18 protein-coding genes are annotated in these 20,825 nt (G+C 66.5%); 7 read left to right on the top strand and 11 right to left on the bottom strand.

The genetic code is table 11. The annotated features are described in order from the left end of the window. Positions 1–89 precede the first annotated feature (89 nt). Genes AC3QLZ_RS10700 through amt form a run of 3 tightly spaced genes read left to right on the top strand, consistent with a single transcriptional unit; the run spans position 90 to position 2,688 of the window. Entirely contained in the window at positions 90–875 is a 786-nt protein-coding gene (locus AC3QLZ_RS10700; protein WP_014235875.1) for a TorF family putative porin, read from the top strand. 60 nt (positions 876–935) lie between these two features. After that, positions 936–1,274 (top strand): P-II family nitrogen regulator, encoded by a 339-nt coding sequence (glnK, locus tag AC3QLZ_RS10695; RefSeq protein WP_014235874.1) that lies wholly within the window; start codon positions 936–938, stop codon positions 1,272–1,274. A 13-nt stretch (positions 1,275–1,287) separates the two neighbouring features. Further along, positions 1,288–2,688 carry an ammonium transporter gene (gene amt / locus AC3QLZ_RS10690; RefSeq protein ID WP_014235873.1) on the top strand — a complete coding sequence of 467 codons (1,401 nt, stop codon included), beginning with the start codon at positions 1,288–1,290 and terminating at the stop codon, positions 2,686–2,688. A gap of 231 nt (positions 2,689–2,919) precedes the next feature. On the opposite strand, the gene purU is transcribed toward amt, so the two are convergent. From purU to AC3QLZ_RS10665, 5 genes are all read right to left on the bottom strand, one after another. Continuing rightward, positions 2,920–3,780: a formyltetrahydrofolate deformylase gene (purU, locus tag AC3QLZ_RS10685; protein WP_014235872.1), complete on the bottom strand. Its 861-nt coding sequence runs from the start codon at positions 3,778–3,780 to the stop codon at positions 2,920–2,922. 7 nt (positions 3,781–3,787) lie between these two features. Next, positions 3,788–4,396, bottom strand: coding sequence for a bifunctional phosphoserine phosphatase/homoserine phosphotransferase ThrH (thrH, locus tag AC3QLZ_RS10680; protein WP_014235871.1), 609 nt, complete (start codon positions 4,394–4,396; stop codon positions 3,788–3,790). 99 nt (positions 4,397–4,495) lie between these two features. Continuing rightward, a complete protein-coding gene (locus tag AC3QLZ_RS10675; RefSeq protein WP_014235870.1) occupies positions 4,496–6,922 on the bottom strand; it encodes an EAL domain-containing protein in 2,427 nt (808 codons plus the stop codon). A gap of 7 nt (positions 6,923–6,929) precedes the next feature. Further along, on the bottom strand, positions 6,930–7,766 hold the full coding sequence (locus tag AC3QLZ_RS10670) for a phosphate/phosphite/phosphonate ABC transporter substrate-binding protein (protein WP_014235869.1): 837 nt from the start codon (positions 7,764–7,766) through the stop codon (positions 6,930–6,932). A 63-nt stretch (positions 7,767–7,829) separates the two neighbouring features. Continuing rightward, on the bottom strand, positions 7,830–9,734 hold the full coding sequence (locus AC3QLZ_RS10665) for an ATP-binding cassette domain-containing protein (protein ID WP_014235868.1): 1,905 nt from the start codon (positions 9,732–9,734) through the stop codon (positions 7,830–7,832). Between the two features lie 142 nt (positions 9,735–9,876). On the opposite strand from AC3QLZ_RS10665, the gene AC3QLZ_RS10660 reads away from it, so the two are divergent. Continuing rightward, on the top strand, positions 9,877–11,082 hold the full coding sequence (locus AC3QLZ_RS10660; protein WP_014235867.1) for an HD-GYP domain-containing protein: 1,206 nt from the start codon (positions 9,877–9,879) through the stop codon (positions 11,080–11,082). Between the two features lie 43 nt (positions 11,083–11,125). Further along, a complete protein-coding gene (locus tag AC3QLZ_RS10655; protein WP_014235866.1) occupies positions 11,126–11,821 on the top strand; it encodes a hypothetical protein in 696 nt (231 codons plus the stop codon). A 429-nt stretch (positions 11,822–12,250) separates the two neighbouring features. Here AC3QLZ_RS10655 and AC3QLZ_RS10650 read toward each other — a convergent pair whose 3' ends face one another. From AC3QLZ_RS10650 to AC3QLZ_RS10635, 4 genes are all read right to left on the bottom strand, one after another. Then, positions 12,251–12,616, bottom strand: a complete 366-nt coding sequence (locus AC3QLZ_RS10650; protein ID WP_157870573.1) for a TFIIB-type zinc ribbon-containing protein — start codon at positions 12,614–12,616, stop codon at positions 12,251–12,253. A 95-nt stretch (positions 12,617–12,711) separates the two neighbouring features. Then, a complete protein-coding gene (locus AC3QLZ_RS10645) occupies positions 12,712–13,047 on the bottom strand; it encodes a hypothetical protein (protein WP_043798718.1) in 336 nt (111 codons plus the stop codon). Positions 13,048–13,216: 169 nt separating this feature from the next. After that, positions 13,217–14,833 carry an ABC-F family ATPase gene (locus AC3QLZ_RS10640; RefSeq protein ID WP_014235863.1) on the bottom strand — a complete coding sequence of 539 codons (1,617 nt, stop codon included), beginning with the start codon at positions 14,831–14,833 and terminating at the stop codon, positions 13,217–13,219. A 130-nt stretch (positions 14,834–14,963) separates the two neighbouring features. Next, on the bottom strand, positions 14,964–15,125 hold the full coding sequence (locus AC3QLZ_RS10635; RefSeq protein ID WP_014235862.1) for a hypothetical protein: 162 nt from the start codon (positions 15,123–15,125) through the stop codon (positions 14,964–14,966). Between the two features lie 212 nt (positions 15,126–15,337). Between AC3QLZ_RS10635 and AC3QLZ_RS10630 the strand changes: the two genes are divergently transcribed. Both AC3QLZ_RS10630 and AC3QLZ_RS10625 read left to right on the top strand, forming a co-directional pair. Beyond that, positions 15,338–16,549, top strand: coding sequence for an Eco57I restriction-modification methylase domain-containing protein (locus AC3QLZ_RS10630; protein WP_014235861.1), 1,212 nt, complete (start codon positions 15,338–15,340; stop codon positions 16,547–16,549). A gap of 1 nt (position 16,550) precedes the next feature. Continuing rightward, positions 16,551–16,883: a hypothetical protein gene (locus AC3QLZ_RS10625; RefSeq protein WP_014235860.1), complete on the top strand. Its 333-nt coding sequence runs from the start codon at positions 16,551–16,553 to the stop codon at positions 16,881–16,883. A gap of 23 nt (positions 16,884–16,906) precedes the next feature. Here AC3QLZ_RS10625 and AC3QLZ_RS10620 read toward each other — a convergent pair whose 3' ends face one another. Both AC3QLZ_RS10620 and AC3QLZ_RS10615 read right to left on the bottom strand, forming a co-directional pair. Beyond that, a complete protein-coding gene (locus AC3QLZ_RS10620) occupies positions 16,907–19,768 on the bottom strand; it encodes an EAL domain-containing protein (RefSeq protein ID WP_014235859.1) in 2,862 nt (953 codons plus the stop codon). Beyond that, positions 19,765–20,763: an ABC transporter substrate-binding protein gene (locus AC3QLZ_RS10615; protein ID WP_014235858.1), complete on the bottom strand. Its 999-nt coding sequence runs from the start codon at positions 20,761–20,763 to the stop codon at positions 19,765–19,767. The genes AC3QLZ_RS10620 and AC3QLZ_RS10615 overlap by 4 nt, the downstream gene beginning before the upstream one ends. Positions 20,764–20,825 lie beyond the last annotated feature (62 nt).

Raw genomic sequence — 20,825 nt, 5'->3', positions numbered from 1 at the left:
TGATTTATCTTAAAAATAAAGTTGGCACGGCATGTGCTAACGGTCTGTGCAAGCTTTTATTTTCATCGAACGAAACAGGAGTCCAAATTATGCGCAAGACGCTCATCGCCACCGCCGTTCTGGCTGCCCTGGCCGCCTCTTCCACCGTCATGGCCGAAGAAGCCGCTCCCGCCGAACACACCTTCACCGCCAACGTGACCCTGGCTTCCGAGTACATCTACCGCGGTATCGGCCAGACCAACCGCAAGCCCGCCCTGCAAGGCGGCTTTGACTACTCCCACGCCAGCGGCCTGTATGCCGGCGTCTGGGGTTCCAACGTGTCCTGGCTGAGCGACGGCCGCAGCGATGTCAGCTCCTCCCTGGAGATCGACCTCTACGGCGGCTACAAGAACACCTTCGCCGGCGGCGACTGGAACTACGACGTGGGCGTGCTGCGCTACAACTACCCCGGCACCTACCCGGACGGCTACACCAAGGCCGACACCACCGAACTGTACGGCGCCATCGGCTGGAAGTGGCTGACCCTGAAGTACTCCCACGTGGTCTCCAGCCACATCTTCGGCTTCACCAGCTCCAACGGCGCCGACAACACCCGCGGTTCCGGCTACCTGGAACTGAACGCTGCCTACGACCTGGGCGACGGCTGGGGCGTGCTGGGCCACGTCGGTCACCAGAAGATCAAGAACAACGACGACGCCTCCTACACCGACTACAAGGTCGGCGTGACCAAGGATGTGGGCTTCGGCACCGTCGGCCTGTCCTACTGGACCACCAACGCCAAGGCCTGCGGCGACAGCACCCCGGTGTACTGCAACGCCTTCAACAAGGATCTGGGCGAAGGCCGTGCCCTGCTGTCCTTCACCAAGACTTTCTAACTTCCATCTTCCCTAGGCATCCCGGGGACCCGATCCCCGGGGCCATTTCAGGAGAAAGCTATGAAACTGGTAACCGCCATCATCAAGCCGTTCAAGCTTGACGAAGTGCGTGAAGCCCTTTCCGCCATCGGCGTACAGGGCATCACCGTCACCGAGGTCAAGGGGTTCGGTCGGCAAAAGGGGCACACCGAGCTGTATCGCGGTGCCGAGTACGTTGTGGATTTCCTGCCCAAGGTGAAGATCGAGGCTGCCGTGAAGAACGAGCTGCTCGATCAGGTCATCGAAGCCATCGAGAAGTCTGCCAGCACCGGCAAGATCGGTGACGGCAAGATCTTCGTCTTCGACGTCGAACAAGTCATCCGCATCCGCACCGGTGAGACCGGTGAAGATGCTCTGTAAGAGGGAGAACACAATGAAACGCTTTCTTGCTGTTCTGGCCCTGTTCGGCGTCGTCGGCCTGTCTGCCGCGCCGGCCTTTGCCGATGACAAGCCCGAGGCTCCGGTAGCTGCCGCCACCGAGGCCGCTCCCGCCGCCGCCCCTGCCGCTCCCGCGGCGGAAGCCCCGGCTGCCCCCGCCGCCGAGCCCAAGCTGGATACCGGCGACACCGCCTGGATGCTCACCTCCACCATGCTCGTCATCCTTATGACGATCCCCGGCCTGGCTCTGTTCTACGGCGGCCTGGCCCGCTCCAAGAACATGCTCTCGGTGCTGATGCAGATTTTCGTCATCTTCTCCCTGATCACCGTGCTGTGGTGCATCTACGGCTACAGCCTGGCGTTCTCCGGTGAAGGCAAGTTCTTCGGCGATCTGAGCAAGGCCTTCCTCAAGGGTATCGCTCCCGACACCCTGTCCGGCGTCCTGCCCACCATCCCGGAATACGTCTTCCTAATTTTCCAATCCACCTTCGCCGCCATCACCACGGCCCTGATCGTCGGCTCCTACGCCGAGCGCATCAAGTTCTCCGCTGTGGTGCTGTTCTCCGTGCTGTGGTTCACCTTTAGCTACGTGCCCATGGCCCACATCGTCTGGGGCGGCGGCCTGCTGGGCGCCGACGGCGCCCTGGACTTTGCCGGCGGTACCGTGGTGCACATCAACGCCGGTGTGGCCGGTCTGGTAGGCGCATACGTGCTGGGTAAGCGCATCGGCTTCGGCAAGGAATCCCTGGCGCCCCATTCCCTGACCCTGACCATGGTCGGCGCTTCCCTGCTGTGGGTGGGCTGGTTCGGCTTTAATGCCGGCTCCGCCGGCGCCGCCAACGGCATCGCCGGCCTGGCCTTCGTCAATACCGTAGTCGCCACGGGTGCCGCCACCCTCTCCTGGATCCTCGGCGAGGCGCTGTTCAAGGGCAAGCCCTCCATGCTGGGTGCCGTTTCCGGTGCCGTCGCCGGCCTGGTGGCAGTGACCCCGGCAGCCGGCTTCGTCGGTCCCATGGGCTCCATCATCCTCGGCCTCATCGCCGGCCTGGTCTGCCTGTGGGGCGTCAGCGGCCTGAAGCGCCTGCTGGGTGCGGACGACGCCTTCGACGTGTTCGGTGTCCATGGCGTGGGCGGCATCATCGGTGCCATCCTCACCGGTGTCTTCGCCGACCAGAGCCTGGGCGGCACCGGCGGCCTGACCCCGGACACCTTCAGTATGGGCGCCCAGGTGGTCATCCAGATCAAGAGCGTGCTTTTCACCGTGGTGTGGTCCGGCGTGGTCTCGCTGGTGGCCTACAAGTTGGTGGACATGTTCGTCGGCCTGCGGGTCTCCGAAGAGGAAGAACGGGAAGGCCTGGACGTGGCCTCCCACGGCGAAAGCGCCTACCACCTGTAAGACGCGGAATCTTCCGCCTCCATGCAACGGGCACCTGCGGGTGCCCGTTGTTTTTTTGGTGCCGGGATGTTTTCAAGCATGCCTGGAAAAGCGCATGGATGCAGTGTTTGCGTCATGCCACGGCTCTCGTCCAAGAAGCATGCGCCTTTCCGGCCATCTGCCTGCAGCGGCCCCGGCGGCAAAGAAAAAGGGCGCCGCGGCGCCCTTTTCATGTCCGGGAAGTGCCCCGGTTCAGCGGAACACCACCGTCTTGTTGCCGTGCACCAGCACCCGGTCTTCCAGGTGGTAGCGCAGGCCCCGGGCCAGCACGGTTTTTTCGATGTCCTTGCCGTAGCGCACCATGTCCTCCACCGAGTCGGAGTGATCGATGCGGATCACGTCCTGGTCGATGATGGGGCCCTGGTCCAGGTCGGCGGTGACGTAGTGGCAGGTGGCGCCGATCAGCTTGACGCCCCGTTCATAGGCCTGGTGGTAGGGCTTGGCGCCGACGAAGCTGGGCAGGAAGCTGTGGTGGATGTTGAGGATCTGCCCCGGATAGGCGGCGCACAGCTCGGGCGAGAGAATCTGCATGTAGCGGGCCAGCACCATGGTGTCGCCCTTCACTTCCTCGTACAGGCGCTGGATTTCGGCGTAGGCGGCGGCCTTGTTGTCCGCCGTCACCGGGATGTGGTGGAAGGGGATGCCGTGCCACTCGACGAAACCGCGGAAGGTGTCGTGGTTGGAGATGATGCAGGGAATCTCGATGTCCAGTTCCTTGGACTGCCAGCGGGAGAGCAGGTCGTAGAGGCAGTGCTCCTGCTTGGAAACCAGCACCACCACGCGCTTCTTCACGGCGCTGTCGCTGATCTTCCACTCCATGCCCAGTTCCTCGGCGACGGGGCGGAAGCGCTCCCGCAGCTCGGCCAGGTGGAAGGGCAGGGAGTCGGCCCGCACCTCGATGCGCATGAAGTAGCGGCCCGCCGTGTCGTCGGCGTGGAGGGCGGTTTCGAGAATCCAGCCCTGGTGGGCGGCGAAGAAACCGGAAACCTTGGCGACGATGCCCACCCGGTCGGGGCAGGAGGCGGTCAGGGTGTAGTAGCGCTGGCGATGCATGATGGCCTTAGATGCGTTCGCTGGCCTTGAGGATCTCGCCCTTGAGGGCTTCGTAATCCTTCACCACCGGGAACTGGGGGAACTCGCGGATGACGTTTTCCGGCGGGCAGAAGAGGATGCCGGCATGGGCTTCGCCGAGCATGGTGGTGTCGTTGTAGGAGTCGCCGGAGGCGATCACCTTGAAGTTCAGTTCCTTGAAGCGCTTCACCGCTTCCTGCTTCTGGTTGGGCATGCGCAGGTGGTAGTTCACCAGGAAGCCCTGGGCGTCCGCTTCCAGCTTGTGGCAGAACAGGGTGGGGAAGCCCAGCTGCTGCATCAGGGGCATGGCGAATTCGTAGAAGGTGTCGGAGAGGATCACCACCTGGAAGCGGGGGCGCAGCCACTCGACGAATTCCTTGGCGCCGGGCAGGGGGCCCATTTCGGCGATGACCTTCTGGATGTCCGGCAGGCCCAGGCCGTGCTGCTTGAGGATGCCCAGGCGGTACTGCATCAGCACGTCGTAGTTCGGCTCTTCCCGGGTGGTGCGGCGCAGCTCGGGGATACCCGTGCGTTCGGCGAATTCGATCCAGATTTCGGGAACGAGCACACCTTCGAGGTCAAGACAAACGATCTGCACGGAAAACTCCTTGGCTGAGGACGCAAAAGCCAGGATTTTAGCAGAAGGGGCACCGTTCCGACGCCCCGCCGACCGGCCGTGGATGACGGGCCGGAGCGCTCAGGCAGCGGCCGGCGGGGCCGCCGGGTCCGGCAGTTCGGGGCGGGGCCGGGAGAGGTGGTAGCCCTGGGCCAGGTCCACCCCCAGTTCGCCCAGCAGCAGGTAGGTGGCCCGGTCCTCGACGAACTCGGCCACCGTCTTCTTGCCCAGGCCCCGGGCCACTTCGATGATGGCCCGCACGAATACCTGGTCCTCACGGCTTTGCACCAGGTTGCGGATGAACATGCCGTCGATCTTGATGACGTCGGCGTCCAGGTGCTTGAGGTAGGCGAAGGAGGAAAAGCCGACGCCGAAGTCATCCAGGCAGACCGAGCCGCCCATGCTGCGGATGTGGCTGATGAAGCGCTGGGTGTCGGCCATGTTGGAGAGGGCGGCGGTTTCCGTCAGCTCCACCAGCAGGCGCTGGGGCGCCACCCGGTGGGTTTCCAGCAGGCCGGTGATGTAGTCGGGCAGACCCGGGTCGTCGAAGGAGCGGCCCGAGATGTTGATGGCCAGGCCCGGCAGGTCGGTGCGCCGGGCCAGGGTGCGGATGCCGGCGGCCAGCACCCAGCGGTCGATGTCCAGGATGCGGCCGTTGCGTTCCGCCGCCGGGATGAATTCGCCCGGCATCAGGTACTGGCCCGGGTGTTCCGGGTCCTTCATGCGCAGCAGCACTTCCAGGTGGGAGAGCACCGGGGTGCCGGTGGTGTAGATGCCCTGGAAGTGCAGCTCGAACAGGTCCTGCTCCAGGGCCGCCTGGATGCGCTCGGCCCAGGACAGCTGGGCCAGCATGTAGGCGGACTGCCCCAGTTCCTCGCGGAAGACGCGCCAGCCGTTCTTGCCGGCGTGCTTGGCGGCGTACATGGCGATGTCGGCCCGGGCCACCCACTCCTCGGGCCGCCGGGCGTGCTCCGGCAGCAGGGCGATGCCCAGGCTGGAGGTGAGGCGCACCTTGGTGCCCTCGAACTCGAAGCCCAGGGCGGCGACGGCGCTGATGATGCGCTGGGCCAGGGTCTGGGCCGCCGCCAGGTCGGCGCCCGGGGCCACCACGGCGAATTCGTCCCCGCCGAGGCGGGCGAACATCTCGTTGCCCCGCAGCAGCTGCCCCACCTCGCCGGCGATGCGCAGCAGCACCGCGTCCCCGGCCCGGTGGCCGAAGCTGTCGTTCACCGTCTTGAATTCGTCCAGGTCGAAATACAGCAGGGCCGCCCGCACCGAGGTATCCCGCTCGAGCTGCACCGCCAGCCGCTGCAGCTCGCCCTCGAAGCGGCTGCGGTTGTAGAGGCCGGTGAGGGGGTCCCGCTCGGCCATGAACAGCAGCCGGTCGGCGGTCTGCCGCTCATGGGTGATGTCCTCGAAAATCCACAGCCGGCTCTCCCCTTCCTCGGTCTGTCCGGAGGCGGCCGGCACCGCCACGCTGGTCTGGGTCAGCAGGCGTTCGTCGGACTGGCGCAGCTCCCATTGCAGGCCGTCGTCGAGGAACAGGTGTTCCCGCTGGTAGGGGTCCGGCAGGCGCTGGGGGTCGCTGGCGATGCGCTGCACCAGGTCGCCCAGGGTCATGCCCGCCGGGGTGTCGTCCTCCTCCAGGCGCCACAGCTGGCGGAAGGCCGGGTTGGCATAGACCACCCGCCCCTCGGGGGAGACGAACAGCAGGCCCAGGCGCATGGAGGACAGCAGGGCGTGCAGGCGGGCCTGTTCGGCGGAAAGGGTGGCGGCCAGCTGGCGCTGTTCCCGTTCCGAGGCCAGCAGCTCCCCCACCCGGGCGGCCAGGGCGCCGCCCATCTGGTTGAAGGCCCGGGTCAGGGCGCCGACGTCGTCGTCGGCGCTGTCGGGCAGGGTCTGGAAGGTGGCGCCCCGGGCCAGGCGGCGGCTGGCCTGGGTCAGGCGGTTCAGGTGGCGGGTCAGCCAGAGGCCGATGGAGGCCAGCACCAGGGCCGAGAGCAGGAGCCCGCTGATGGCGATGAGTATGGTCTGGCGCTGCAGTTCGTCCCGGGCCTGGCGCAGGAAGCCGAGGTCGAGGCCGTATTGCAGCTCGCCGAACTGGCGGCCGCCGATGCTCATGGGAATGCGCAGGTCGAAATTCTGCAGCCCGTTCCCGTCCAGCAGGCGGGCCGGATTGTCGGTGGCCGGCAGGGGCCGGCGGCGGTCCCAGTTGGCGGTGGCGATGATCTGGCCGTCGTTGTCGAACATGACCAGGTAGTCGATGCTGTTGATGGCCTGGGTCGCCTGCAGGATGTCGCTGACGGCGGCGTAGTCCCGCTGGGCCATGGCCGGTGCCAGGGCGGCGTCGAGCAGCAGGGTGGTTTCCTTGCGCCGCAGGTCGAACTGCTCCAGCAGGTGGGCCTCGGTCAGGCGCAGGCCGTTCCACAGCACGGCGCCGATGATGACCGCCTCCACCAGGATGGTGGACACGATCAGCTTGCCCCGCAGCGTATGCAGCCAGCCCATGCCCATCCTATTTCTTCAGCAGCCGGCGAGTTTCCGGCAGCACCTTGTCCATCAGCCGGGCATCGGCCGGGGTCGGCTCCCGGTAGCCGCCGTGGGTGCTGATGTCGAAAAAGACCTTGCCCTCCGGCGTCTGCTCGAAGGCGTTGAGGACTTCCTTGATGCGCTGGCGCTCGGCCGGCGGCAGCCGGTTGTGGGCCATCAGGGCCAGGCCCGGGGCGGACGGGCATTCGCCGGCGATGCGGGTGGCTTCCCGCAGGTCGGCCGGGGCCTGGGCCACGGTGGAGTGGGAGACGATGGCGGCCCGGGCCTTGCCGCTGACCACGCTTTGCAGGGCGCTGCTCTGGGTGACGTTTTCCACCACGCGGAAATCCCGTTCCGCCACCAGGCCCTTTTCCGCCAGCCAGTTGAGGCCGAGCATGGGCACCATGGCGCTGCGCTCGTGGATGGCCACGGTCTGGCCCCGCAGCTGCTCCAGGGAGGCCAGGGGCTGCTCCCGGGGCACCATCAGGTAGCAGCGGATGTCGTTGCGGTGGCGCAGCAGGGGGATGTAGCCGTAATCCACTTCCGCCAGCCGGGCGTAGTGGGGGGCGATCAGCAGCAGGTCGTACTCGCCGGCGAAGGCGCGGCTGGTGAAGGTGTCGAAATCGGGGGCGGTCTGCAGGCTCACCGGCCGCCCCAGGCGTTGCTCCAGGTAGGCGGCGAGGGGCGAATAGGTGGTGATGAGGATGCGGGTGCTGAGATAGGGCAGGACCCCGAACAGCAGGGGGCGGGCTTCCTGGGCCTGCAGCAGGGTGGCGGGCAGGAGCAGCAGGAGTAGCGACCAGCGTCGCAGCAGATGTCCCATGCCCCTCCTTCCCCTTGATCGGTTGTTTTGTCCCGGGCGGCGCCCACGGCCGATGTTAGGGCATCACTCGGGAACGGGCAATTGTTCCAGTTCGTCCTGGGCTTCCAGCCAGCGCTCCTCGGCGGCGCCGATGTCCCTGGTCAGCTCGGCCTGGCGCTTGACCAGGGGTTCCAGCAGGGCCGGGTCCGGGTTGGCGTAGAGGCTGGGGTCGGAGAGGCGCTGCTCCAGCAGCTTCAGTTCGCCCTGCCAGGCGGCCAGGCGTTTCTCCAGGGTGTCGATTTCCTTGACCAGAGGCCGGCGCCTGGCCAGCAGGGCCTGGCGGGCGGCCTTGTCGTCCTCCCGCTGCTGGCGCCGTTCCTCCTTGCTGGCCTCCTTGACCGTGTCCGCCTTTTCTTCCTTCTGCTGCTGGGCCAGCCAGGCGGCGTATTCGTCCAGGTCGCCGTCGAAGGGGGCGGCCTTGCCGTCGGCCACCAGCCACAGGCTGTCGGCGGTGGTGCGCAGCAGGTGGCGGTCGTGGGAGACCAGCACCACCCCGCCCTCGTATTCCTGCAGGGCCAGGGTGAGGGCCTCGCGCATCTCCAGGTCCAGGTGGTTGGTGGGCTCGTCCAGCAGCAGCAGGTTGGGCCGGTGCCAGATCAGCAGGGCCAGGGCCAGGCGGGATTTCTCGCCGCCGGAGAAGGGGCCGCAGGGCCGGGTGGCCATGTCGCCGCGGAAGTCGAAGCCGCCCAGGTAGTCGCGCAGCTCCTGCTCCCGGGTGGTGGGGGCCAGGCGCACCATGTGCTGCAGGGGGGATTCCTCGGGGCGCAGTTCGTCCACCTGGTGCTGGGCGAAGTAGCCGATGGCCAGGCCCTTGCCTTCCTTGTACTCGCCGGCCAGGGGTGCCAGGCGGCCGGCCAGGAGCTTGACCAGGGTGGACTTGCCGGCGCCGTTGCGGCCCAGCAGGGCGATGCGCTCGCCGGGGCGCAGAGTCAGTTCCACCTGGTCGAGGATGACCTTGTCGCCATAGCCGGCCCGGGCGTGGGTCAGGGTCAGCAGGGGATCGGGGCTGGCCACGGGGTCGCGGAAGCGGAAGGTGAAGGGCGTATCGACGTGGGCCGCCGCCACCTCCTCCATGCGGGCCAGGGCCTTGACCCGGCTCTGGGCCTGTTTGGCCTTGGTGGCCTTGGCCTTGAAGCGCTCGATGAAGCGCTGCAGGTGGGCCCGCTCCCGTTGCTGCTTCTCGAACATGCCCTGCTGCAGGGCCAGCTGCTCGGCCCGCTGGCGCTCGAAGGCGGAGTAGTGGCCGCTGTAGAGCTTCATCCTGCCCTGCTCGATGTGCAGGATGTGGCTGACCACGGCGTCGAGGAAGTCCCGGTCGTGGGAAATCATCAGCAGGGTGCCCCGGTAGCTCTTCAGCCAGCCTTCCAGCCACAGCACCGCATCCAGGTCCAGGTGGTTGGTGGGTTCGTCCAGCAGCAGCAGGTCGGAGCGGCACATCAGGGCGCGGGCCAGGTTGAGGCGCACGCGCCAGCCGCCGGAAAACTCCTTCACCGGCCGGGTGAAGTCGGCATCGGTGAAACCCAGGCCGTGCAGCAGTTCGGCGGCCCGGGCCTTGGCGCCGTAGCCGCCGATCTCGCCGTAGCGGGCGTGCAGGGCGGCGATGCGCTCGCCGTCGTGGGCCGCTTCGGCCACCTTGAGGTCGGCTTCCACCTGACGCAGCTCCCGGTCCCCGTCCAGGGTGAATTCCAGGGCCGGGTCCGGCAGGGAAGGCGTCTCCTGGGCCACGTGGGCGATGACCCAGCTGGCCGGCAGGTCCAGGTCGCCGCTTTCGGCGTGCAGGGCGCCGCTGAAAAGGGCGAAGAAGGAGGACTTGCCGCAGCCGTTGCCGCCGGTGAGGCCCACCTTGTATCCGGGATGGAGCTGCAGGCTGGCGTCGCTGACCAGGGGCTGGCCGGCGCGGGCGAAGGTGAGGTTGCGGAGACTGATCATGGGGCAAACTGGCGTGAAAGCGGCCTGGCAGCAGGGATTGCCCCAGGACGGAGGAAAGGCCGCATTGTACGCTGCCCGCCGTTGCCGCTTGAAGGCATAATTGGCCTGTGGTGTCCGATCAATCCCTGCCCGACCTGCCTCGATGATCAAGAAAATCGCCATCGCCGAACTGAAGCCAGGCATGTTCATCCACGACCTCAACATGGGCTGGCTGGACCACAACTTCCTGCGCAACAGTTTTGCCGTGCACGACGAGGCCGACCTGCGCAAGGTGCGGGAGACCGGGGTGCACGAGGTCTATATCGACACCGCCAAGGGCCTGGACGTGGCCCATGCCCCCACCAGCGAGGAAACCACCCGGGAACTGCACCAGCGCCTGGAGGCCATCGCCGAGGAGGAGCCGGCGCCGCTGCGCAGCGTGGCCCTGGCCGAGGAGATGCACCGGGCCCGCAAGCTGCACAACGAGGCCCACCGCATCGTCCGCGACATGATGGGCGACATCCGCCTGGGCAAGCAGATCGAGATGGAAAAGGTGGAGCCCATGGTGGAGAACATGGTGGATTCCATCTTCCGCCACCAGGACGCCCTGATTCCCCTTTCCCGCCTGAAGACCCACGACGACTACACCTTCCTCCATTCGGTGTCGGTATGCGCCCTGCTGGTGGCCTTCGCCCGCACCCTCAATCTGCCCAGGGACACCATCAAGGAAATCGCCATCGGCGGTCTGCTGCACGACGTGGGCAAGGCCCAGGTGCCCGAGTCCATCCTCAACAAGCCGGCCAAGCTGACCGACGCCGAGTTCGACAAGATGAAGAACCACGTGGTGCAGAGCAAGATCATCCTGCTGCACACCCCGGGCATCAGCCAGATCGCCCTGGACGTGGCCGCCGAACACCACGAGCGCTTCGACGGCACCGGCTACCCGAACAAGTACAAGGGCGACCAGATCAGCCTCTACGGCCAGATGGGGGCGGTGGTGGACGTGTACGACGCCATCACCTCCAACCGGGTGTACCACAAGGGCATGCCCGCCACCGAGGCCCTGCGCCGCCTGCTGGAATGGAGCCAGTTCCACTTCAACCCGGAGCTGGTGCAGGCCTTCATCCGCAGCATCGGCATCTACCCCACCGGTTCCCTGGTGCGCCTGGAGAGCGGCCGCCTGGGGGTGGTGCTGGAGCAGAACGCGGAAAAGCTGCTGCTGCCCCGGGTCAAGGTTTTCTACCATGCCGAGAAGCGCTACTACCTGCCGCCCGAGGAGGTGGACCTGAGCCTCAGCCAGGACCGCATCCTCGGCCACGAAAACCCGGAGCAGTGGGGCATCGACATGCGTGCCTGGATGCCGGCCTGAAGCCGGTTATACTGCCCTCCCCCGCGTTTCCCCAGCCTTTGCCATGCGCCGTTCCGCCTTTTTCCTCCTCGCCGCCGCCGTTGCCGCCCCCCTCTGGGCCCAGACCCTGGCGCCCATCGACGATGCCGAAAAGACCCGCCTGGAAGCCCAGGTCAAGGCCATGAAGGCCGAGGCCGAGGACATTCGGGCCGGGGCCGAGCAGCAGTTCATCGCCGACGAAAAGGTGTGCTGGCAGAAGGTACTGGTCACCGCCTGCATCGACGAGGCCAAGGCCCGCCGGCTGGTTCCGATCCGGAAGGCCCGCGCCATAGACGTCCAGGCCAACACCCTGCAGCGCGAGGTGAACAACCGGGTGCTGGCCACCCGGGAAGCCCGTCGTGCCGCCGAAGCCCCGACCCGGGCGGCGGAGCAGCAGGCCGAGGCCGAGCGCTACCGGGCCGAGCAGGCCAAGGCCGCCGCCGACCGGCAGAAGCGGCAGCAGGCCAAGGTCCAGGAAGAAGCCGCCGGCCGCGCCCAGAGTGCCGCCGAAGCCAAGGCCCGGGCCGAGCGCCTCAACGCCAAGCAACAGGACCGTCCCCCCCGCAGCACGGCGACCCCGGAAGAGGAAGTGGCCCAGCGCGTCGCCGAGCGGGACAAGCGGGTGGCGGAGAAGAAGGCGGAGCGGGAAGCCAAGGAAAAGCAGCGGGCCGCCGAGCGCGCCGCCTGGGAGGCCCGGCAGAAGCAGTTGCAGGGCAAGTAACTCCGTGGCGGACAGTGGTTGAATTGCCGACCACCTTAGCGGGGTGCGTGGTCAGTACGCTTCAGGGCGAGCAGTTCGCCGCAACCGCCAGAGAGGGCGGCCAGAACGATGGATATGAAATACTGGGACCAGCTGTCCACGCCTAGGCTGCCACACAGGATGACAGCAGCGATGGCCGCAGCCAGCGCCCCGGTAGCGATGCCATTGGCTCGTGCCAGATAGCCGGCGTGAGGGAAAGGGCCAGAAGTCCTAACTCGGTGAGGAGCGCAGGAGGGCCGTCCTGCGGAAGGCCCTCATACAGGCTCAGGTGCAGTGAGCCGATGGCCAGCGTCAGGATAATGAAGGTGATGGTGGCAAAGGCAGCAGCTTTGGCAAAGGGGGCTGTGGCGCGTGTAAATCGCCCCAGGCTTGTAGCTCCCCATGGTTCTCTCATTGGGATAGAAACGCTGCTGCAATGGTTACCAGAGTGAGCGCTGCTTCGACGCTGCGGTCTTCGCCAGCCGGTCGGGACGGCAAGAGAGTCTGCAAGGCGCCCTTGGGTAGATAGATGCCGTGGCAGGTCGGGCAACTGTGGGCCAATGTGCCCTGTGCCGCTACCTGAGCAAATGCGGCGGGGCCGCAACTGGGGCAAGCCAGCCGGACCGTTTTTCCCGTCTGCTGAGGTGTCCATGTGATTGGTGTCGACACCCCCTTGGCTTGAGATATCAGGGCTGCCACCTCGGGGCCGGGAATCCAGTTTCCCTCGCAGTAAAGGCATGACCAGAATCCCGGCGTCTCAAGTTCCACCGAAGACATGGGTTCAATGCAGCTTGGACAATGGGGGACTGGCATGGTGGCCTTAACCGAATCAGAGGTGAAAAAAGGAAAGTGCCGTGGGGAAGACCGGCGCTTCAGCGGATGATAGCCAGCACCAGGGAGAGTCCGAAGAATCCCCAGCCAAGCATGCGGAAAGTGTCGGCGAACCTCTTGTAGTTCGTTTCGTTGTTGCGTTTGTCGTAGTGATCCACCACTACCGAGAGCATGACGAGACAGGAACAAACGATAGCGCCATACATGACCCAGGCGGGGGTGTCGTGAAGGTGGATGCCCTTGCTGCGTTTTCCCGGAACATAAAGGTCGTTGACCCAGACGCCGTAGCTTCCATAGGCCAACAGCGCCAGGGAGAACAGGGTGTTGCTGATCCGTTCTTTTGCCGGGATGTGGTTAGGGGTATAGGAGGTGTTCATGGCGTGCGCGTTCAGGATATATATCCGGGGCAAAATCATACGTCATAACATGTGGTGAGACTACCGGAAGCCGAAATGGCAGAAGGGACGGGCATCCCCGGCATGGTGTGCCGGAGATGCCCGTCCCTTCTTGGGTTTGGGGCGGCCCTTGTGGGCGGCGGTGGTGCCTTTACTCGATGCCCTGGCTGGAGAGGTATTCCTCGTAGGTGCCCTTGTAGTCCACGATGCCGTCTGCCTTGATTTCGATGATGCGGGTGGCCAGGGAGGAGACGAATTCCCGGTCGTGGGAGACGAACACCAGGGTGCCCTTGAAGAGGTCCAGGGCGGTGTTGAGGGATTCGATGGATTCCATGTCCAGGTGGTTGGTGGGCTCGTCCAGCAGCAGCACGTTGGAGTGTAGCAGCATCAGCTTGCCGAACAGCATGCGGCCCTGTTCGCCGCCGGAAATCACCTTCACCGACTTCTTAACCTCGTCGCCGGAGAACAGCAGCCGGCCCAGGGTGCCGCGGATCAGGGTCTCCACGTCGCCGCCCTCGTAGCCGCCCTGGCGCACGAATTCGGTGATCCAGTCGGTCAGGCTCTTGTCCTCGGCGAAGTCGCTGGCGTGGTCCTGGGCGTAGTAGCCGGGCTTGGCCTTCTCGGCCCACTTGATGGTGCCGTAGGAGGGCTGCAGCTGGCCCATCAGCAGCTTGAGGAAGGTGGTCTTACCGACGCCGTTTTCACCGATGACGGCGATCTTGTCGCCGGCTTCGATGTTGCAGGTGAAGTTCTTGAACAGGGGCTTGGCCGGGTCGTAGCCGAAGTTGAGGTTCTCGATCTCCACCGCCAGACGGTGCAGCTTGTCCTTCTCGTCGAAGTCGAAGCGGATCCACGGGTACTGGCGGGAAGAGGGCTTCACGTCTTCCGGCTTGATCTTGTCGATCAGCTTCAGGCGGGAGGTGGCCTGCTTGGCCTTGGACTTGTTGGCGGAGAAGCGGCGCACGAATTCCTGCAGCTCGGCGACCCGTTCCTTGGCCTTGGCATTGGCGTTCTGCTGGCGCTCGCGGGCCTGGCTGGAGGCCTCCATGAAGTCGTCGTAGTTGCCCGGGTAGATGGTGATCTTGCCGTAGTCCAGATCCGCCATGTGGGTGCACACCTGGTTCAGGAAGTGGCGGTCGTGGGAGATGATCACCATGGTGGAGTTGCGCTCGTTGAGCACGTCTTCCAGCCAGCGGATGGTGTTGATGTCCAGGTTGTTGGTGGGCTCGTCCAGCAGCAGGATGTCCGGGTTGGCGAACAGGGCCTGGGCCAGCAGTACCCGCAGCTTCCAGCCCGGGGCGACTTCGCGCATGGGGCCGTTGTGCTTGTCCACCGGGATGCCGACGCCCAGCAGCAGTTCGCCGGCCCGGGATTCGGCGGTGTAGCCGTCGTACTCGGCGAACTTGCCTTCCAGCTCGGCCGCCTTCATGTAGTCCTCTTCCGTCGCTTCCGGATTGGCGTAGATGGCGTCCTTCTCGCTCATGCAGGCCCACATTTCCTCGTGGCCCATCAGCACCACGTCCAGCACCCGCATGTCCTCATAGGCGAACTGGTCCTGCTTCAGGTAGGCCATGCGCTCATGCTTGTCCTTGGAGACATTGCCGCCGGAAGCTTCCAGGGCGCCGCAGAGGATCTTCATGAAGGTGGACTTGCCCGCCCCGTTGGCGCCGATGAGGCCGTAGCGGAAGCCTTCGCCGAACTTGACGTTGACGTTCTCGAACAGGGGTTTGGCCCCGAACTGCATGGTGATATTGGCGGCGACGAGCATGGACGATCCTGGAAAAACGAACTGCGACGAAAAGCGGGAACGGCGATAGCGGCGTAAAGCGCGACGAAAGCGGACGACGGAAAGACAGAGGGCGGCTTGTCGCCGCCCTCGTCAGGTAAGTCGCGGGGACTTACTTGGCGCCGAGGATCGGCTTGTTACGGGCGTGGCCTTCAGCGGCGTAGACGGCCTTGCGCACAGCCTTGGGGCTGTTGCGGAACAGGCGCTTGGCGGCCTTGGACAGGCAGCGGCGTTCCAGGGTGGAACGGCGGGTACGGTTGGCGGTAGCGGCCATGGTTTTCTCCGGTCAAGCAGGCTTGACTCAAATGGTTGGAAAAACAAGGTTAAACCGGCTCAGGCCAGCCTCGAAAAAACGGGTCTGAAATCCAGTCCGACCTAATGATCAAGATCAGGGGCGTGAATTTTAAAGGTTTTTTCCCGTTTTGGGCAGCTTTTACCCGGCGAAGGCAGCGAATGGGGCCCCTGCCATAGGGTAAACTGGCGCCCATGGCCGAATGCGCAGAACCCGTTGCCCCTCCCGTCGCCCTTGCCCACGACATCATCCGTCTGGGCCAGGTCTTCACCCCGCCCGACATCGTCACCCGCATGCTGGCCTTGCGCCGCAATGCGGGACGGGTGCTGGAGCCGGCCTGCGGCGACGGCGCCTTCCTGGCCCGCCTGCCGGGGGCCGTCGGCATCGAGGTGGATGGGCGCCATGCGCCGGCCGGGGCCACGGTCATGGATTTCTTCGCCTACCCGGTGAGCGAGCAGTTCCACACCATCATCGGCAATCCGCCCTACGTCCGCTTCCAGGACATTCCGGCCCCGACCCGGGCCCGCCTCAGCCTGGATCATTTCGACGGCCGCTCCAACCTCTACCTGTTTTTCATCGAAAAGTGCCTGCGCCACCTGGCGCCCGGCGGTGAACTGATCTTCATCACGCCCCGGGATTTCCTCAAGGCCACCTCCGCCGTCGGCATGAACCGGCTGCTCCACGCCGCCGGCAGCATCACCGACTTCATCGACCTGGGCGATGCCCGGGTCTTCCCCGGGGCCACGCCCAACTGCGTCATCTGGCGCTTCGAGAAAGGCGACTTTTCCCGCCGCACCCGCTACGAGGCGGGGGGGCAGGTGGAGGAGCGCCATTTCCAGTGCAGCGGCGGCCACCTGGCCTTCACCCGGGAGCCTTGCCCGGTGCGCCTGCGGGACGTGTTCTACGTCAAGGTGGGCGCCGTTTCCGGGGCCGACGACCTGTACGCCTCGGCCGAGCACGGCAACCAGGATTTCGTCTGCGCCCGCACCGCCCGCACCGGCCAGACCCGCCGCATGATCTACGACGTGCGCCATCCCCTGCTCGAACCCCACCGGGAACGCCTGATCCAGCGCCGCATCCGCCGCTTCGACGAGAGCAACTGGTGGAAATGGGGGCGCAGCTGCCACCTCAGCGACGGCCCGCGCATCTATGTGAACGGCAAGACCCGGGTGGACCGGCCCTTCTTCCTCCACCCCTGCCGCTATTACGACGGCGCCGTGCTGGCCCTCTTCCCCCACGACCCGACGGTGGATGTGCAGGTGTTGTGCGACATGCTCAACGCCGTGGACTGGGAAGCCCAGGGTTTCGTCTGCGACGGCCGCTTCCTCTTCGCCCAGCGGGCCCTGGAGCAGGCCCTGCTGCCCCAGGCCTTCGCCCCCTTCGCGCGGCGGCCCGGGGCCGCCTGAGATGGCATCGCCGGGGCGGGCCCTGGCGCCCTACGTGCGGGTCATGCTGGGCCAGGCCGGGGAGCCGGCGGGCCAGTGCAACGTCGAACGCACGCAATGGCTGGACCAGGGCGTCGAGGTGCGCCGGGAGGTGGCGACCTGGCAGTTCGCCGACGGCACCGTGATCCGCCGCACGGTGGAGGAAGACGATTTCCCCGCCGCCCTGGCCTGCGCCGAATGCTGGATTACCTACGAAGTGCTGGCCAGCACCCCTGAAACCCCCATCCATCCCGCCCGCCAGGTCTTCGAGAACGCCTGCCGGGAATCCTTCTGGCTGGCCTACCACTCCGCCTGAGCCGTTAGGCCGCGGCCAGGGTGTCAGGCCTTGCCGCGCAGGTAGGCCTCGCATTCCGCCGCCGGCATGGGGCGGGCATAGAGGTAGCCCTGGACTTCGTCGCAGCCGGTGGCGCGCAGGGCGGCGGCCTGGGATTCGGTTTCGACCCCTTCGGCGATGGTCTTCAGCTTCAGGCTGGAGGCCATCTGCACCACGGCGCGGACGATGGCGGCGCTGTCGCCGTCGCTGGTGATGTCGCGCACGAAGCTCTGGTCGATCTTCAGCTTGTCCACCGTGAAGCGCTTCAGGTAGGCCAGGCTGGAATAGCCGGTGCCGAAATCGTCGATGGAAAGCAGCACGCCCATGGCGTTCATGGCCTTGAGGGTGGCCAGGGTGGCTTCCGCATCCTGGATCAGGATGGATTCGGTCAGTTCCAGCTCCAGGCTGGCGGCGGGCAGGCTGGCGGCGCTGAGGGCGTCGCCGACGGTGATCAGCAGGTTGTCCCGGTGGAACTGCAGGGCCGACAGGTTCACCGCCATGGTCATGGGCGGCAGACCGGCATCGAGCCAGGTCCGGGCCTGGCGACAGGCTTCCTGGATCACCCAGGCGCCCATGGGCACGATCAGGCCCGTCTCTTCCGCCAGGGGGATGAACTTGCCCGGGGGCACCAGACCTTCCGGCGTGCGCCAGCGCAGCAGGGCCTCCACCCCCACCACCCGGCCGCTGGCCAGGTCCAGCTGGGGCTGGTAGTAGAGCACCAGCTCCTGCCGCTCCAGGGCCTGGTGCAGGCGTTGTTGCAGGGTCAGTCGTTCCAGGGTGCTGACGTTCATGGCCTCGGTGAAGAAGCGGTAGGCGTTGCGGCCGCTCTGCTTGGCATGCACCAGGGCCGTGTCGGCCTTCTTCAGCAGGGTGTCGAAATCGCTGCCGTCGTCCGGGGCCAGGCTGATGCCGATGCTGCCGGTGATGCTCAGGGGGTGGCCGTCCACCTCGAAGGGGGTGGCCAGGGCGGCCAGCACCGTCTCGGCGGCCCGGGAGACCCGGGCCAGGTCCTGGGCCTGGGGCAGAACGATGAGGAACTCGTCACCGCCCTGGCGGCACAGGGTGCTGCTTTCCCGCAGGATGTTCTTCAGGCGCTTGACCACGGTGCGCAGCAGCTGGTCGCCGGCGTGGTGGCCGAGGGAGTCGTTGATGGTCTTGAAGTGGTCCAGGTCCAGCAGCAGCAAGGCCACCGGGTTGATGCCGCCGGCGCCCCGCTCCATGGCCGATTCCACCGCCTGTTCCAGGCGCAGGCGCAGCAGGTTGCGGTTGGGCAGGCCGGTCAGGTGGTCGTGCTGGGCGAGGAACTGCAGGCGCTCCTCCAGGGCCTTGCGGTCCGAGATGTCGGAGAAGACGGCGACGTGGTTCACCACCCGGCCCTGGTCGTCTTTGACCACGTTGATGCGGGTCCACTTCGGGTAGATCTCGCCGCTCTTGCGCCGGTCGTAGATTTCGCCCTGCCAGTAGCCCTGGCTGTTGAGGGCCTCCCACATCTGGCGGTAGAAGGTCTTGTCGTGGTGGCCCGAGGAGAGCAGGCGGGGATTGCGCCCCAGCACCTCTTCGGCGCTGTAGCCGGTGGTTTCGCAGAAGGCCCGGTTCACCGAGCGGATGTTGTTGTCGGCGTCGGTGACGAGGAAGGCTTCGTTGGAGGTGTCGAACACCTTGGCCGCCAGGCGCAGCTCCTCTTCCTGGCGCTTGCGCTCGGTGATGTCCACCATCACCCCCACCAGGCCGGCAACCCGCCCTTCGGCGTCCATGAAGGTGGCCTTGTTGTAGATCACGTCGTGCTTGCTGCCGTCGGCGTAGCAGGCCTGGCTTTCGTAGACCTGCTTGCCCGGGTTGTCGAACAGCTGGCGGTCGGCGGCGGCGTAGATGTCGGCCAGCTCCTTCGGCGCCAGGTCGTAGACGCTCTTGCCCAGCAGCTCGTGGCGTTCCTTGCCGAGGTAGGTGAGGAAGGCTTCGTTGCAACCCACGTAGCGGCCCTGGGCATCCTTGTAGAAAAGGGGGCTGGGAATGGCCTCGATCAGGGTGTGCATGAACTGCACGTGTTCCTGCAGCTGGGCGTCGGCCTGTTGCAGGGCGTCCTGCTTGCGCGCCAGGCTGGCGGCGGTTTCGTCGAACTGGCGCGCCAGGGTGGCGATTTCGTCGTCACCGGCCATGCCGATGCGTTCATTCAGATGGCCCTCGCCCAGGCGCCGGGCGGCGGCGGAGATGCGCTGCAGGCGGCGGGTCACCCACAGGTCCAGCAGCAGGGACAGCAGCAGGGCGCCGAGCACGGCCAGGGCGCCGGTCTTCAGGGATTCCTCCACCGCTTCGCTGCGGGCGGCGGCCAGGGGCGCCGTCATGTCGAATTCGACGTACAGGGTGCCGCGCTTGAGGCCGCGCAGGGAGCCGTGGGTGAGGTCGAGCACCAGGGGGAAGTAGCCGCTGAGCACGGTCCCCGCCTCGTTCAGCTCGATGCGGTGCTGGTCCCGGCCCATGGCCTCGTCCGCCTCCCGGGGCCGGTAGCCGCTGACCCGGGCCGCGTCCTGGCCCTGCCACAGGTAGCGGTTGGCGAAGATGACCTGGTGCTGTTCGTCGGCCAGGATCAGGGTGTTGATGCGGGGGTGCAGGGCGGTGGCCGAGAGGCGGGCCTTGGCCTGGGACAGGTTGTCCAGCACCAGGCGCTCGGAGAGGATGTCCTGCAGCTGGCGCATGAGGACGCCCACGGTTTCCCGGCTTTCCTGCTCGATGCGCTGGCTGGCGTGCTGGTACCAGTGCTGGGCGACGTAGAGGGAGGCCAGGATGGCGGACAACAGCAGCACCACCGGCAGCAGCCGCTTCAGGCGGAAAGGGGCCGGCAGCTGGTGGATGGGGGGTACGGACTTCATGGCGCCAGCACCTCCGCCAGATCCGCCGGCAGCAGGCGCAGGGGGGCGACCCCGTGGCTGAGCAGCTGGCGTTCCTGCATCAGGGTGGCCAGCCGTTGCAGGGGGGCGGCGATGGCCGGGGTGGCGCCGGTGAGCAGGTTGAGGTTTTCCTGGCGGTCGGGCAGGACCAGGCCGTCCAGGGCCTTGAGCAGTTCGGGGCCGCTGCTCTGGGTGCGGCGCCCCAGGGCGGCGGCGACCTCGGCCGGCGCCGCCTTGAACTCGTCGAGGACGCGGAACCAGGCCTGGCTGAGGGTCTTCAGGGTCGCCCGGTGCTGCCGGTAGGCCTCTTCCCGCACCACCAGCAGGTCGAAGATCTCGCCCGGGGTCTGACGGCTGGAGAAGAGCTGGTGCGCGCCCATGGCCTGCAGGCGGGAGAGCACCGGTTCGAAGGTCACCACCGCATCCACGGCGCCGGCGATGTAGGCATTGATGTGGGTGTCCACCGTCAGGGGCACCACCGAGACGTCGGCCGGGGCCAGGCCGCCCTGGGCCAGGGCCCGGGTCAGCATGTAGGCGCCCAGGGCCTGGTTTTCCACGCCGATGCGACGTCCCTTGAGGTCCGCCAGGCGGCGGATGTCGGGGCGGGCCACCAGGGCGTCGCCGCCGTGGGAGATGTCCAGCACCAGGGCGACGCGCACCTCCACCTTGTCCGCCAGCAGGCTGAGGGCCTCGTCGCCGGTGAGGGCGGCGCCGTCCAGGGCACCGTTGCGCAGGGCCCGCAGGACTTCGGAGGAGGAGGTCAGCTCGTACAGGCGGAGCGGTGCATCGCCCCAGTAGCCCCGTTCCCGGGCCAGGTGCAGGGGCTCGTAGCCGGGCCATTCGTTGCTGCCCAGGCGCAGGGGCGCCAGCTGTTGCCGGCGTCCGCAACCGGCGAGCAGCGCCGCACCGGCGGCCAGCAACAGGCGGCGGCGGGTGAGGTGGGGCAAGAGGCTGGCATGGGCGCTGGCGGAGGACATGGGTGGGGCCGGAAAATTACCATTTCATTATCTCATGAAATACCAGGCGTTCCCGGGACGGT

The sequence above is a fragment of the Azospira sp. MPR-LB4 genome (assembly GCF_058809525.1).
Note: the sequence above shows the minus strand (reverse complement) of the source record. Positions and strands in the feature narration are given on the sequence as shown.